The sequence below is a fragment of the Aquimarina sp. RZ0 genome (genome assembly GCF_008370685.1).
Classification (GTDB): Bacteria; Bacteroidota; Bacteroidia; order Flavobacteriales; family Flavobacteriaceae; genus Aquimarina.
This window is the reverse complement of the sequence record NZ_VTZU01000026.1, coordinates 1-14,982: the sequence shown is the minus strand read 5'-3', so window position 1 is coordinate 14,982 and position 14,982 is coordinate 1. Positions and strand designations below refer to the sequence as shown.

At 33.6% G+C, this 14,982-nt stretch carries 13 protein-coding genes; 10 read left to right on the top strand and 3 right to left on the bottom strand.

What is annotated here, in order from left to right:
* Window positions 1-217: 217 nt before the first annotated feature.
* From F0000_RS11370 to F0000_RS11345, 6 genes are all read left to right on the top strand, one after another.
* The gene (locus tag F0000_RS11370; RefSeq protein ID WP_149624839.1) at window positions 218-1,327 is read left to right on the top strand and encodes an FAD-dependent monooxygenase; all 1,110 of its coding nucleotides are present in this window, start codon (window positions 218-220) and stop codon (window positions 1,325-1,327) included.
* A 16-nt stretch (window positions 1,328-1,343) separates the two neighbouring features.
* The gene (locus F0000_RS11365; RefSeq protein WP_149624838.1) at window positions 1,344-1,811 is read left to right on the top strand and encodes a GNAT family N-acetyltransferase; all 468 of its coding nucleotides are present in this window, start codon (window positions 1,344-1,346) and stop codon (window positions 1,809-1,811) included.
* A gap of 108 nt (window positions 1,812-1,919) precedes the next feature.
* Window positions 1,920-2,399, top strand: a complete 480-nt coding sequence (locus F0000_RS11360) for an ISAs1 family transposase (RefSeq protein WP_149624837.1) — start codon at window positions 1,920-1,922, stop codon at window positions 2,397-2,399.
* Entirely contained in the window at window positions 2,299-2,601 is a 303-nt protein-coding gene (locus tag F0000_RS11355) for an ISAs1 family transposase (RefSeq protein WP_149624836.1), read from the top strand. The genes F0000_RS11360 and F0000_RS11355 overlap by 101 nt, the downstream gene beginning before the upstream one ends.
* Window positions 2,598-3,053 (top strand): ISAs1 family transposase, encoded by a 456-nt coding sequence (locus F0000_RS11350; RefSeq protein ID WP_188112095.1) that lies wholly within the window; start codon window positions 2,598-2,600, stop codon window positions 3,051-3,053. Before F0000_RS11355 ends, F0000_RS11350 begins: the two co-directional genes overlap by 4 nt.
* A gap of 917 nt (window positions 3,054-3,970) precedes the next feature.
* Window positions 3,971-6,877 carry a S8 family serine peptidase gene (locus F0000_RS11345; RefSeq protein ID WP_149624834.1) on the top strand — a complete coding sequence of 969 codons (2,907 nt, stop codon included), beginning with the start codon at window positions 3,971-3,973 and terminating at the stop codon, window positions 6,875-6,877.
* Window positions 6,878-6,968: 91 nt separating this feature from the next.
* Here the strand turns inward: F0000_RS11345 and rsmG are convergent, their stop codons facing one another.
* Window positions 6,969-7,601 carry a 16S rRNA (guanine(527)-N(7))-methyltransferase RsmG gene (gene rsmG / locus F0000_RS11340; RefSeq protein ID WP_149624833.1) on the bottom strand — a complete coding sequence of 211 codons (633 nt, stop codon included), beginning with the start codon at window positions 7,599-7,601 and terminating at the stop codon, window positions 6,969-6,971.
* Between the two features lie 138 nt (window positions 7,602-7,739).
* Between rsmG and F0000_RS11335 the strand changes: the two genes are divergently transcribed.
* The 3 genes from F0000_RS11335 (at window position 7,740) to F0000_RS11325 (ending at window position 10,559) form a co-directional block, all read left to right on the top strand.
* Complete coding sequence (locus F0000_RS11335; RefSeq protein ID WP_149624832.1) at window positions 7,740-8,840, top strand: acyl-CoA desaturase; 1,101 nt, start codon at window positions 7,740-7,742, stop codon at window positions 8,838-8,840.
* 43 nt (window positions 8,841-8,883) lie between these two features.
* Window positions 8,884-10,071, top strand: a complete 1,188-nt coding sequence (locus F0000_RS11330; protein WP_149624900.1) for a pyridoxal phosphate-dependent aminotransferase — start codon at window positions 8,884-8,886, stop codon at window positions 10,069-10,071.
* A 203-nt stretch (window positions 10,072-10,274) separates the two neighbouring features.
* On the top strand, window positions 10,275-10,559 hold the full coding sequence (locus tag F0000_RS11325) for a hypothetical protein (protein WP_149624831.1): 285 nt from the start codon (window positions 10,275-10,277) through the stop codon (window positions 10,557-10,559).
* A 956-nt stretch (window positions 10,560-11,515) separates the two neighbouring features.
* Here F0000_RS11325 and F0000_RS11320 read toward each other — a convergent pair.
* Both F0000_RS11320 and trkA read right to left on the bottom strand, forming a co-directional pair.
* A complete protein-coding gene (locus F0000_RS11320) occupies window positions 11,516-13,012 on the bottom strand; it encodes a TrkH family potassium uptake protein (RefSeq protein ID WP_149624830.1) in 1,497 nt (498 codons plus the stop codon).
* 1 nt (window position 13,013) lies between these two features.
* Window positions 13,014-14,363 carry a Trk system potassium transporter TrkA gene (trkA, locus tag F0000_RS11315; protein ID WP_149624829.1) on the bottom strand — a complete coding sequence of 450 codons (1,350 nt, stop codon included), beginning with the start codon at window positions 14,361-14,363 and terminating at the stop codon, window positions 13,014-13,016.
* Between the two features lie 428 nt (window positions 14,364-14,791).
* Between trkA and F0000_RS28595 the strand changes: the two genes are divergently transcribed.
* Window positions 14,792-14,982, top strand: a 191-nt coding sequence (locus F0000_RS28595) for a transposase (RefSeq protein ID WP_149624828.1), incomplete at its 3' end; no start/stop codon positions are given.

The window sequence follows — 14,982 nt, the reverse complement described above, 5'->3', positions numbered from 1 at the left end:
TCCCTAGAGGTCAGCCTCGGAACATTTAAATCTCGATTACCGAATAAATACTTAACCGTAAATCATGTTATTTGAAGTTAATTTCAATAATCATGGTATACGGTTTTGTTATCATATCAATTTTATTATAAATATTCATAGTAGTATATTTATAATTAAGGAATAGTAGCATAATTAGGTCATCTCGCTATTTTATTTAAAAATTCTATTCTTAAAAATGAAAAAAATCTTAATTGTAGGAGGAGGAATTGCAGGAATTGCAATAGCCCGATTGATACAACATAAAGGGCACCATATCAAACTAATTGAGAAGCAAGCAGCCTGGCAGACATCAGGAACAGGGTTATACCTCCCTTCTAATGGACTAGTAGCACTTGACAAAATGGGGCTGGGGGATATTGCAAGACAGAAAGGACATTGCATAAACGCTCGTCATATTATGTCTCCAAAAGGAAAAATGATATTAGACCTTGATCTGGAAAAAATATGGAACCGAAAAAAACCTTGTTTAGGTATTCATCGAAAAATACTACACGATATCCTTCTAGACAGCCTCGATAATGTAATTACTTCTTTTGATACCACTATAAATACATTAACGCATAATCAACAATTTACTGAAATAGAATTCTCTGATGGAACAACTGAAAAATTTGACCTTATCATTGGTGCCGATGGATTATATTCTAAAACGAGAGAACTTATTTTTGGAAAAACCCCATTAAGAAAAGTAACCTCACAAGTATGCCGTTTTATTATCAAAAAACCTCTGCACATTGATTCCTGGTCTTTATATGTAGGGTCTTCTGGACAATTTTTGATTATTCCTATTAGTAATGATCAAGCATACTGTTATGTTAACAGGAAAACAAAAGGTTTTAAGACATTTAATACATCTGTTTATATGAAGCCTTTTAAAAAATTCACCTCTCCTATTCCCGAAATTCTTGATGAATGGAATCCTGAAACCTCATACTGGGATGATTTAGAAGAACTACCACCCTTACCTTCTATGGGGAAAAACAGAATAGTTTTAATAGGAGATGCAGCTCATGGCATGCCTCCATTTATGGCACAAGGTGGTGCACTAGCACTAGAAGACGCTGTAGTATTATCAAAATTATTAGATACTCAAAATTGGGATGATATAACCTCCAGGTTTTCTGAGGAACGAGCAAATCGAATTAACTGGACCAGAATACGCAATCAAAAACGTGAAAAATTATCTAAATTACCATTTTGGATTGCCAAAATTGGTTTAAAAAAAGTAGGAGAAAAAAACTGGACAGAAGATTATAAACCACTTTCTGACCCCCCAAACTGGTAAAACATAAAATCAAATCATGAAAATACGTGCTGCAACATTAAAAGATCTTCCTGCATTATTGGATTTTGAGCAAAAAATTATTGAAACAGAAATCCCCATGGACACCACACTTATAACTGATAAAAAAATCAGCTACTATGATATTAGAGAATACGTAAAATCAAAGAATACAGAGGTCGTTGTTGCAGAAATTGACAATAAGCTTGTTGGCAGCGGTTACGGGCAAATAAGAAATAGAAAAAACTTCTTTAAACAAAATCAATTAGGTTATATAGGCTTTATGTATGTAAAAGAAGAATTTAGAGGTAATGGAATAAGTCAACTAATCCTACAATTTATATGCGACTGGTTTACAAGCAAAGGTATTGATGAAATTCGTTTAAGGGTTTATGATAAAAACCCCAGAGCTATAAAAGCATATGAAAAAGCAGGTTTTAAAAAACATTTAATTGAAATGAGATTGAACCTTAAAGATAAAGATTAAAATCTTTATCTTAATCACAACTTAAATCAGGGCAATCGCATTCAAAATATAATTGTATATTAGCCAAGGCTATAGCCACATTACTTCCATTATTGGGAATAAAAAAAAGTGATAACTACTGCATGCTCCATAGGTTTTAACAATAGTTTTATTAAACATTTCAGCAATTTGGAAGACCCTCGTACCACTTACCGTGGGAATTTAAAACATCCTTTAATTGATATTGTTTTTCTTGTAATTGCAGCCGTTGTAAGCGGCTCTGATGGTTGGAAATCAATAGAGCTGTTTGGTAAATCCCAAATAGATTGGTTACAAAAGTATATCCCATTGACCTCGGGTATCCCTTCTCACGATACTTTAGGAAGGTTTTTTGGTGCATTGGATCATCAGGTCTTTAGCCATTGCTTTATGTCTTGGATAAAAGAAATTTCTGAACTCTCCAATGGAGAAGTAATAGCCATTGATGGCAAGCGTTTAAGAGGTTCTTATGACACCTCTTCCAATAAGAGCGCTTATTCATATGGTTTCTGCTTTTGCTGTAGAGAATGGCCTATGTTTAGGACAATCTCTTTGTTCAGAAAAGAGTAATGAAATTACTGCCATTCCCCAATTATTAGAACTATTAATTATTAAAGGATGTAGCGTAACTATTGATGCTATGGGTTGTCATACAGAGATAGCTCAACAAATCATTGCTAAAGAGGCTGACTATATTTTAGCAGTAAAAGACAACCAAAAGGAATTACATACTCAGGTGCAAAAATGTTTAACATTACCAAGCCCTCAGTGATCAGTATAGATGAAGATTTGGGGCATGGACGTGTGGAAACAAGGAAGTGTAGTATTATTGATGATTTAACCTTTTTTGATAGTGACAAAGAGTGGAAGTGTCTAAGAACACTGATTAAAATTGACTCGGAACGTTTTGCAAAGGTAGATGGAAAATATCAAAAAGAGACCCGATATTATATCAGTAGTCTAAAGACTGAAGCTTCTATAAATAAAAAAATAAGAGCGCATTGGGCAGTTGAAAATAATCTGCATTGGGTGCTGGATGTCAACTTTAATGAAGATGCTTCCAGAAAGAGAATTGGGTATGCAGCAGCTAATTATAATATAATAGCCAAAACAGCGCTAACACTAATTAATAAAGCAAACGCTCCGAAGAGAACAAGTAAGAAAAATAAACGATATCCAGCAGCTTTGAGTTCAGATTTTAGAGAAAAAGTACTCCAAGTTTAAATGCGATTGCCCTGCAACTTAAAGGAAAACTCTAAAAATATAACAAACAAAATTTCTGATCATATTTTCCTAATGAAACCCTTCCCCCTTTGAGAAGAAGAAAAACCCTATCAACACTAAGAAAACAACCTTCTAGACTTTGCCACCTGTTTCTTCAACAAGAGAAAGTATATTCTTACCGAATACTACCTTTTTTCGTTTGAATTTACGGAAAAGAAAATTATATTTTTTAATGAAAATAAAGAAGAAAAATCAAGCATAGCAGGGCAATTTTTATTCTAAAATTAAGCTGAAAATAAAGAATTTCTACTTCACTAAATACACAGGGTTCTTGTTATAAAAGCCTTTATTTTCAAATTCTTTTCGGAAACTTCTTCGGGGCAAGCCCAGGGATTTAAATCTCGATTATCGAGTAAAATAACTCATATCACAAAACTATTAGAAGTAAAAAACATTCTAAAAACATTAGACTTTTAACATTTTACAATCTTAGTTCTTTTTAATACTGTAAAACTGGTTTCAACATATTCTTCAAAAAAAAACAAACTCATTTCTGGCTATTCTGCTAAAAATCAACTTTTAAATTCTTAAAAACTAATCAAACTATAGTTTTAAAACTCTGTGCGAAGTAAGTCTTTCGCAACTTTTATTTTATTTTTTGAAATATAACTTTTATTTAAGAGAAATTAAGTAGGGCTTAGGCAAGATAGCCTGTTATATTATAAGAGTATGTTTAAAAAGAATACAAATTGAAAATCAATAGTTTGAGGTTCTGAGGACACTTCAAATGATGAGAATATCGAGATTTTAATTATTTGAAGTAAGCTCACGGTTCTTAAAATATTTGTTTTCAAGAAGTAAGGTTTTTAAACAAGCTCTAAACAAAAACCCACTTTTACTTTAATAAATATATAATTATGATTTTTAAAAACTATTTGCACAAATTTTCACTTATACTACTGTGTCTAATCTTTAAAACAAGTACATCTTTAATAAATGCTCAGGACTCAAAAGATCAAAATATTTACTATTATTGGTCTGACCTTGGAAAGACAGTATTAACTATTGATAAAGAAAGTTATATTTTATTGGCGAAAGACATGACATCTTTTAATACTCAACTCAAAACTTCTAATCTTAAAAGAAATAAACAAATAAAAAAAATAAGCAAGACCGGATTTATGGTGGTTGAAACCGGAAATACAAAAACATCAGAAAATGATATTCTGAAACAATTATCTCTCGATAAAACTAACTGGGATATACATCCAGGATTAAAAAAAGGGAATAATTCACCAATATACCCAACCAAAAAAGTGCTTCTCAAAGTTAAAAATGGGAACTCTATTTCTGTACTTGATACTATATTAGACCAACACAATATTGTTGCTATCTCTGAAATTAGACCCGATGTATATACCATAGAAGTAGAAAGTCCCAAGGAATCTATGATATTGGCAAACAAAATTTATGAAACAGGTTTGGTAAGGTTTTCACAACCGAACTTTCATATTAGTATTAGTTTTTCTAATGATCCATTATTACCACAACAATTCCAGATGCACAACACAGGACAAACCGTTGGTGGTTCTACAGGCACACCTGATATAGATTGTGATGCTATAGAAGCTTGGGAGATTACTACTGGCGATCCCTCAATAAAAGTAGCTGTAATTGACGAGGGTCTGGAAGCACACCCTGAGTTACAGGACACAAATGGTAATAGTAAAATTATAGCTGGACTCACCATTGACGACCCCAACGGCAATGGAAAACCTGTTGGAAATTCAGGTGCTCACGGGATGGCTTGTGCTGGTATTATTAATGCTGCACATGACGGTGTAGGCGTGCAAGGATTGGCTCCAGACACCCGATTATTATCCGTTAATATCTTTACAGCACTTACCATAGAATCTCTGGCTTCATCTTTCACCTGGGCAAAAGATAATGGAGCGGATGTAATTAGTAATTCCTGGGGTTTTACAGATAGTGATTGCAGCACCGATTTTCCTGCAATTAATGATGCCATAGAAGATGCATATAGAAACGGAAGAAATGGAAAAGGCTGTCTAATCCTTTTTGCTTCAGGAAATACTCGATCTAATGGATGTGTAACCTATCCTGCGAGATTAAATACGGTGACAGCCGTTGGTGCTATTACTAATGCTGGCGAAATAGCTCAATACAGCCAGACTGGACCAGAATTAGATCTTGTTGCCCCATCAGGTAATGTAGCATCTATTCTTTTTTCGAATGTACACACAATTGATAGAGTAGGTAATTTAGGATATGGCGCTGGAGATTACACTACCAGTTTTGGAGGTACATCAGCTGCTTGTCCACTGGTAGCAGGAGCAGCTGCATTAGTATATAGTGTGAATCCAGACTTGAGTGTTGCTCAAGTAAGAGATATTCTTTACACAAGTGCAGATGACATGGGACCATCCGGGAAAGATGATGATTTTGGCTATGGTAGAATAAATGCGCACCAGGCTGTTTTGGCTGCTGGTAGTAACTCTGGTAATCAACCACCTATCTTATCTTTCTCCACTCCTGTAAATAATCAATCGTTTACTGCCCCTGCCGATATTGAGGTAACTGTAAATGCCAGCGATACCGATGGTAGCATATCTAATGTACAATTATTCATAGATAATACACTGGTAAGACAAGCAAATGCCGCACCTTACAACTGGGGATTACCTGTCCAAAATGATTCCACTCTTAAAAACTTGCCTACTGGTACATATAGCCTAAGAGCGGTTGCAACTGATAATGATGGAGCTACTAGTGCACAATCTATTGACATCTCGGTCATAAACGATAATTCATCAGCTAACCTGGCATTAAACAAACCGGCGACGCAATCTTCGACAGGCTTTGGAGGTGCTGCATCCAGAGCTGTGGACGGAAACACGAATGGTAATTACTCTAATGGCTCTGTTACTCATACCAATAGAGAAATTGGATGGTGGAGAGTAGATTTAGGAGATGTTTATAATATTTCTTCCATAAACATTCATAACAGAACAGATAGTTGCTGCACTAACCGTCTTAATGGCGCTAGTCTATATGTAAGTACCACTAATAGCACAAACACCAATGATTATGTCCTTGTAGGAAACCTAAATAATAACGGTACAATAAATACGTTTCCAAATATCGGTCTAAGGGCTCAATATGTACTCGTAGCTCGTAGCGATGCCAACTTCTTGAGTTTAGCAGAAGTAGAAGTATTTGGTAATAAAGCAACTCCAGGAACATCGGCGGATGTAGCTACATTCTACAGACATTGTAATTTTAACGGTACTAAAGCAGTCTTAGGATTAGGAAATTACCCTAACCTGGGAGATGTATTTCTTACGAATCAATTATCATCATTAGAGATTCCTGCAGGCCTGCAAGTAACGTTATATCAGAACACTAATTTTAGTGGTTCTTCAATCGTACTGACCTCAAATGATACTTGCTTGAACAACGATCGCTTTAATGATATTGCATCTTCAGCTATCATCTCAAAGCTTACTACTATTGATGCCATTAGATATTCATCTTTTGATCAGAATAACGTTAAAAATATAATTGCATTTCCTAATCCTGTATCTGATCATGTTAATTTAGACCTTACTGATTATAAAAACACATCGTTAAACTATACTATCTTTTCAATAAATGGTGCTACTGTCCAAAAAGGGCAATTATCAGAAAGTCACCATAATTATGAGAAACTACAGTTATCAGAATTAGAAACAGGTTTTTATTTTATGACTATTAAACCTTTAGGACAAGAATCTATTCATTTGAAATTTTTAATAAAACGATAAAACCGATTTTCAAATTTTCAGAAAATCATTAATCACCCATCCCAGGTGCTATCATTCACAATAGTACCTGGGTATTTTATTATACTCCACCTTATACCCTTCTATACTTCAATGGTAGATATACTACTTTTTTGGTTTCAAAAAAATGTTCTGTAAAATACGCTGACAAAGGGTATTCTACTGCTTTAGGAAAAAGAGAAAGTTCTTCTGCCAAATCTCCACCTTTGAGATATAAGATTCCATTATCTACTTCGTGTATAGATTTTTTAGCTATATTTTTTCGCACCCACTTCACAAAATCCGGCATATTGGTTACTGCTCTGCTAACAATAAAATCAAATTGATCATCAAATGAACCTGCTCTTCGCTGTTCTGCTTTTATGTTTTTCAACCCCAATGATGCTGCAATTTCGTTTACTACCCGTATCTTCTTTGCAATTACATCTACCAAATAAAAATCAGTTTCAGGAAACATAATCGCCAGCGGTATTCCCGGAAACCCTCCTCCAGTACCTACATCTAATATTTTAGCTCCTTTTTTAAACTCTTGAACTTTTACTATTCCCAGTGAATGCAATACGTGTCTTTCATACAAGAGATCAATATCTTTACGAGAAATCACATTGATCTTAGCATTCCACGCTGTATACAGGTTTTTTAATTGCAAAAATTGATCTTCTTGCTGTTCACTAAGATTAGAAAAATATTTTAATATAATATCCATTAAAAAAATAATTAAAGTGCAAAAATACATGTAAACCTGACATATTTTACTTCTTTTTAAGAAGTTAAAAAAATATAAATACCTAACTTTACCGAATAATTTATGGCCAGCAACGTTTAGTCATAAAGCACCAAGCCCATGACTACACCCAACGTAAAATTTAGCAGAGCAGATTCAGCAAAGTTTTTTAGAACACTGAACAGACGCGTGAATTTATATTTTAAGGAAAATAATCTCAAGAGAACAGGAAACTGGAAATTACACTTGAAAACTATTGTTATGTTTTCTCTGTTCTTCACCCCGTATTTTCTGATACTTACTTTACATATTTCGGAATGGTGGATGTTATTACTCACGATCATTATGGGCATAGGCATGGCCGGAGTTGGCATGAATGTAATGCATGATGGAAATCATGGTTCTTATTCATCTAAAAAATGGATCAACAACCTAATGGGAAGCAGCATGTATGTACTAGCAGGAAATGTATACAACTGGCAGGTTCAGCATAATGTATTACATCATACATATACCAATATCCATGGTCATGACGAAGATATGGATGCAGGAAGAGTCATTAGATTCACTAAACATGCACAATGGAGATATTTTCATAAATTTCAGCAATACTATTCCATTTTTCTATATGGATTGTTAACTTTTAACTGGGCATTAACAACAGATTTTAAGCAAACCAAAAGATATTTAGCTCGTAAACTTGCTTACGGAAAATTACCTAGTCCTTTGAAGCAGTGGAGCACAATTGTAATCACAAAATCTATTTATGTATTAATATGGATAGTAATTCCAATGCTTATTATGTCAATTTCCTGGTGGAAAATTTTAATCGGCTTTTTTATTATGCATTATGTCGCCGGACTAATCTTAAGTATTGTTTTTCAATTAGCTCATATGGTAGAAGATGCTCAAATGCCTTTACCAGATACAACCGGAACTATGAAAAACACCTGGGCTATCCACCAATTATTTACTACTGTAAATTTCTCTACTAAAAATAAATTAGTTAATTGGTTTACTGGTGGATTAAACCATCAGGTGGAACATCATATTTTTCCTCATATAAGCCATGTTCACTATGGTAAGATTTCTAAAATAGTAAAACAAACTGCGCAAGAATTCAACCTGCCATATAACGAATACAAAACTACACGTAAGGCTATCATTGCACATTTTAAGCACTTAAAAGAAATGGGAATGAAACCTGCAATACAATCATAACTTTTATTTTACCAATTACAAAATGAGTACAAAAGTATCGGAAATGAGTATGCAATTATCAGACAGAATTAACAAATTGAAAGCATCTGCTACATTAGCAATGGCCGCTAAAGCCAGAGAACTTAGAGCAGAAGGAAAAGACATCATCGGTTTAAGCTTAGGAGAACCAGACTTTAATACTCCTGATTTTATTAAAGAAGCCGCGATACAAGCAGTTAATGACAATTACAATTCATACACACCTGTGGATGGCTATACAGAATTAAAAGATGCTATTATCACCAAATTTAAAAGGGATAATAATTTATCATATAACCGATCTCAGATTGTAGTTTCTACTGGTGCTAAACAATCTTTATATAATGTTGCTCAGGTTTATCTAAACGCAGGTGACGAAGTCATTCTGCCATGCCCATACTGGGTAAGTTACAGTGATATTGTTAAATTAGCAGGAGGTGTTCCGGTAGAGGTAAAAACTTCTATTGATACCGATTTTAAAATGACCGCGACACAATTAAAAGAAGCAATTACTCCAAAAACTAAAATGATATGGTATAGCTCTCCTTGTAATCCCAGCGGATCTATTTATAGCAAGGAAGAATTAAGATCATTAGCAGATGTACTAAAAAAATACCCGGATATTATTGTAGTTAGTGATGAAATTTATGAACACATTAACTATGCAGGTGATCATGCTTCTATGGCACAATTTGATGATATGTACGATAGAACTGTTACTGTCAATGGTGTTGCTAAAGCTTTTGCTATGACTGGATGGAGAATAGGATATATAGGAGCTCCAGAATCAATTGCCAGAGCATGTAACAAAATGCAAGGTCAGGTAACCAGCGGTGCCAACTGTATAGCGCAGCGTGCTGTAATTACAGCTTTAGAAGCGCCTGTAAATAAAATTCAATATATGGTTGATGAATTTAAAAATCGCAGAAAACTGATATTGGACTTATTAAAAGAAATCCCAGGATTCGAATGTAATGAACCCGAAGGAGCTTTTTATGTTTTTCCTGATATCTCTTATTATTTTGGAAAAACAATACAAGGAACTACAATAAATAATGCTTCTGATTTTTCTATGCTTTTATTAGAACAAGCAAATGTGGCTACCGTAACCGGAGATGCTTTTGGAAATGGGAATTGTATTAGAATTTCTTACGCAGCTAGTACTGAGCAGATAAAAGAAGCTGTTAAACGAATTAAAGATGTGCTAAATTAATAGCAACTTATCAAAACCTATCTTTTTCATAATAAGCCGATTACCGAATAAAAGTAATCGGTTTTTATTTTTTAGAAAATAAATATCTTAATTTAGAGTTCTATAGTTTAGAATTGCCCTTTTTCTAAATCTTGAAATTAATTTATTTACAGTATTTTTTATGAATTATCATGTTATCTTAAAACCTAAACTCCCCCTTTATTATGGATATTTTGGAAAAAGAACGTATTGTAAAAAGAAATATAATTGAAATCTTTAAAGAAAATTTTAGCAACCCAATAACTGAGAAAAAAATTTTGACGACTATTCCTGAGGAAAAATTCAAAGAATACAGACCGTATTACGAGTCTATTATGGATATTTTTCTTTTGGAGTCAGAGCAGGAAAAAAACATTATGGGGAGTGTACATACTACTATAAAAAAAGTAGCTATACTCTGGAATATAAGTCAACATTCATTTTACCCCTGGGAAGAACAGGTTATTTAATACAACAATCTCTCTAACAGGGCTCAAGTCATAAAAAGAATCTATGGTTTGTTTTAAAGCTGTAGCATTCGACACCTCTAAAACAACACATACACATCACTTTCTACCCTATTAACACGGGGTAAAACACACCTAATTACCTTATATTTTAAAATAAAAGGCACACCATTTCTGATCTAATACGATTTGTGAATAAAGAATCCCCGAGGCAGAGCCATAGGGGTATTCAACGGAAGAAAGTTTTACAATTTAATGAAAACCATCCGTTTTCAAACTTTCCTCTAAAACCTCCGATGCAGAGCATCGGGGAATTCTATTGATTAAAAAATCCGTATAAATTCATTGAATTATTTTTTCTTTATGCAAGGCAAAAAAATCAAGCATAGCTATAGCTACGGTTTATTTTTTAAACGAAGTAGAAAGGAAAAAGAAACGATGAATATGCGAAATTTTTAGTTATAAATCGTATAAAATCACCGATGCTAATTTTGCTCTTTTTCGTTGACATGTCAACACAAAAAATACTGTATTTTATTTGAATATTTTAAAACCAGAAAGGCAATACTCCCCAAATTGAAAAGTAAACTATCTCAGGAAGCATTCATTAGAAAAAAACATTTCTATTTCGACACAAGCAGAGGATTTAAATCTCGATTATCGAGTAAATAACAGTTTATTGCATAATTCTTTTAACAAGCATGTAACTAATCAGTCTATTTACTACACTTACAATCAGATGGTTTCGTGTTTTTGAAATTGTATTTAATTTGATAAAAATTCTCAAATCAGACTTCTTCTAAACATAAAAAACTGATAATCAATTACATTGATTTTTTGTTGAAAATTTATAGCCAAAATCGGTATTTCTTAATAATGACAAGCTGATAGCTTTAAAAAAAAGTATTTAGTTCACTTTCTTTCTGAAAAAGAATAGACTGATTAGTTACACAAGTATTTTATCTATTTCTCCAGAAAAAAGGAGTTAATAAAATCAGTACCGTAAACAATTCTAATCTTCCGATAAGCATTAGAAAAGAGCACCACCACTTTCCAAAATCAGGTAATACATCAAAATTATTAACCGGGCTAAGTTTCCCCAGTGCAGGACCTACATTACCTAGAGACGAAGCAGCTCCTCCAATGGCAGTTTCAAAATCTAATCCTAACATACCTAACACTAAAGAACCTATAATAAAAGATAACATATACAATATAAAGAATGCCAATATATTGAATACAATCTCCTTGGAAACAGCTCTCTTATTATATCTCACTGGCAACACTGCGTGAGGGTGTAAAGTTCTTTTAAATTCTAAAATTCCGTTACGAATTGTAATCAAATGCCTTACCACTTTCATTCCTCCTGCTGTAGATCCTGCAGACCCCCCCAAAAACATAATCCCAAAGAAGAATATTTTTAAGAAAGGTGTCCATACAGTAAAATCTGCTGAGACAAACCCAGTAGTTGTTATCACTGCTAACACCTGAAATAATGCATGACGAAAAGCACTTTCTGCTTCTCCCAAAACCATTGGATGATCTATAACAGAACTGGAGGCATCTGCTTTAAAATAAATAATTAAAGCCGCCACTGCTGTAAATGCAATTATAAATATTGAATACCACTTAAACTCTTCATCTTTTATAATTTTCTGAACCTTACCTTTAAAACCAAAATAACTTAATACAAAATTCATTCCAGCCAGAAACATAAACAACATGATAATATATTGTATCAATGGTTGATCATTCCAGTAAGCTACGCTGGCATTTTTTGTAGAGAACCCGCCAGTAGAAACCGTACTTAGTGCGTGGTTAATAGCATCAAAAAAATCCATCCCTGCAAGTTTCAACAGTAACGTTTCTGCAGCAGTGTATCCAAAATAGATAAGCCATAACCTTTTTGCTGTATCTGTAATTCTGGGATGTAATTTATCTGCACTAGGCCCCGGAGCTTCTGCTGCAAATAGCTGCATCCCTCCTATCCCTAATAATGGTAAGATTGCTACTGCCAGAACAATAATACCCATCCCTCCTATCCAATGAGTAATACTCCTCCAAAAAAGTATACCCTTTGGCACAATTTCTATTTCATTAAGAATAGAAGCTCCAGTAGTCGTATATCCAGACATTGTTTCAAAAAAAGCATTGGTAAAAGACGGAATGGCTTCAGAAAACAAGTAAGGAAACGTACCACTAAGTGACATAAATATCCACCCAAAGGTTACAACAATATACCCTTCTCTTTTATTAATTGATTTTTCATGCTCTCTGGTTAGAAACATTATAACAATACCCGCAAACATAGTAGACAGTGCAGCAAGCATTATCTGCAATGTAACTCCATCCTTATATATATAACTCACAATGGTCGCTAATAACATAAAGCCACCATTAAAGAGCAATAGCAGCCCCATTATATGAGTGATAATCTTGTAGTTTAATTTAGGCATTTTACAGGAATAACTTTTCTATTTTCTTAATAGACTTTGGTAAGCTACAAACAACAACCCTATCTCCTGCCTTGATATAAAAATTACCAAGAGGAATCATTCCTACTTCATCCCTAATAACACCTGCAATTATTGCTGATCTTGGGAAATCAAGATCTTTTATCAAATTATCGCTAACCTCTGATGTAGGCTTAACAATAAATTCTAACAACTCAGCATTCATATTATTAAGTTTGGTCATTGCCACTACTTCTCCTTTTCTTATGAATCTAAATATATTATTAGCCGCCAGTAGTTTTTTATTAATTAGCGTATCAATACCTATAGAATGAGATAATTGAAAATAATCCATGTTTTCTACCAGTGCAATCGTTTTACGCACACCTTTGGACTTAGCTACCAAACAGGACATGATATTCGTTTCAGAATTACCTGTCACTGCAATAAAAGCATCCATATCATTGATATTTTCTTCCTCCAGCAATTCTACATTACGACCATCTCCATTGATAATCAACGCATTTGGCAATTCATCTGCCAGATCAAAAGCCTTATCTCTATCACTTTCTATAAGTTTTACTCTAAATTTATGATCACAGAGGTCACAGGTAGTTTTAAACCCTATTTTACTACCCCCAAGAATCATCACTTTTTTAATCTGTTCCTTGACCTTACCTGTAAGCTTATATAATTCTTCCACACCTCCTTTGGATGTGACAAAATATACTTGATCTCCTTCTCTAAATTTAGTATCTCCTCTTGGTATAATCGTATATTGAGTTCCTGAGCGTTGAATAGCTATCGGCATAAAATGAAGTTCGGGAAATATCTCTGCGGCTTCTCTTACTGTTTTCCCTACAAAAAGAGCATTCTCTGATAAAGTAGTACCTACCATTGTGAGTGCTCCATCTTCAAACTCATAACTATCACTAAAAGCAGACTGGTTCAACAACAACTCTATCTCACTGGCTGCCAATGCTTCTGGAGAAATTAATTCATCGATTCCAAATTTAATAAAACCAACTTCCTCTTTATTCTCAATAAACTCTGTATTAGAAATTCTGGCAATAGTACGTTTAGCACCTAGTTGTTTGGCAAGTACACATACCGTTATATTAATAGTCTCACTAGAGGTTACACCGATTAGCATATCTGCCGATTGTACTCTAGCTTCTTTTAGAATCGCTATCGAAGTAGCATCTCCCTTTATCACTCGAATATCCAAATGACTATCAGCATAATTAAGACATTCCTTATCCGGATCTATTAAAGTGATATCCTGTGATTCAAATGAAAGTAATTTTGCTAAATGAAATCCTACTTCACCTGCACCAGCAATAATAATTTTCATACGTCTAGAATTTTGTAATTAAAAAATTAAATACGTACATATTTCTTGCTCCGCGTTTCTTTCCCACATTAAAAATTTTAATTATACCATAATTAAGAGAAAACAAGTACCCTTTTTTAATGCTCGTTTCATCCGTGTTTTTTATTATTTATCATCAAAAGATAAAATTATAAAGACTAGCAAAAATAATTTCTAGAAGGGGGTAAATAATCATTGCTAAAAATATAAAAACGTACAAAGATAGTGCAAATTCACAAACTGATAAAATTATTCACCAATCTAGCCCATTCAGAAAATTCAATTGGTTTACTATTTTACTGAAATCACCTCTTTTTCAACTTCTGATCTTACCTGGTATATTTTTAAAAAATATGACTATCGGATTCCTTGCATAACCGGTAATTTATTTGTATCTTATTGTTTTAAAGATGGTTAATGTTATGACGATTCAAGAATTTTTTAAAAAATTTCCGGACGAAGCTAGTTGTAAGGCTCATTTTAAAGCAGAAAGAGATAAACAGGGTGTTGTTTGTAAACGATGCCAGGGAGAACAACACTACTGGCTTTCTACTAGAGATCAATATCAATGCAAGCAATGTAAGTATAGAACTACCTTGCG

Coding starts and splice junctions, on each gene's coding strand:
- F0000_RS11365 (WP_149624838.1), top strand. CDS start 1,344: ATGAAAATACGTGCTGCAACATTAAAAGATCTTCCTGCATTATTGGAT.
- rsmG (WP_149624833.1), bottom strand. CDS start 7,601: ATGGATATTATATTAAAATATTTTTCTAATCTTAGTGAACAGCAAGAA.
- F0000_RS11330 (WP_149624900.1), top strand. CDS start 8,884: ATGAGTATGCAATTATCAGACAGAATTAACAAATTGAAAGCATCTGCT.
- F0000_RS11325 (WP_149624831.1), top strand. CDS start 10,275: ATGGATATTTTGGAAAAAGAACGTATTGTAAAAAGAAATATAATTGAA.
- trkA (WP_149624829.1), bottom strand. CDS start 14,363: ATGAAAATTATTATTGCTGGTGCAGGTGAAGTAGGATTTCATTTAGCA.
- F0000_RS11345 (WP_149624834.1), top strand. CDS start 3,971: ATGATTTTTAAAAACTATTTGCACAAATTTTCACTTATACTACTGTGT.
- F0000_RS11370 (WP_149624839.1), top strand. CDS start 218: ATGAAAAAAATCTTAATTGTAGGAGGAGGAATTGCAGGAATTGCAATA.
- F0000_RS11335 (WP_149624832.1), top strand. CDS start 7,740: ATGACTACACCCAACGTAAAATTTAGCAGAGCAGATTCAGCAAAGTTT.
- F0000_RS11355 (WP_149624836.1), top strand. CDS start 2,299: ATGACACCTCTTCCAATAAGAGCGCTTATTCATATGGTTTCTGCTTTT.
- F0000_RS11320 (WP_149624830.1), bottom strand. CDS start 13,012: ATGCCTAAATTAAACTACAAGATTATCACTCATATAATGGGGCTGCTA.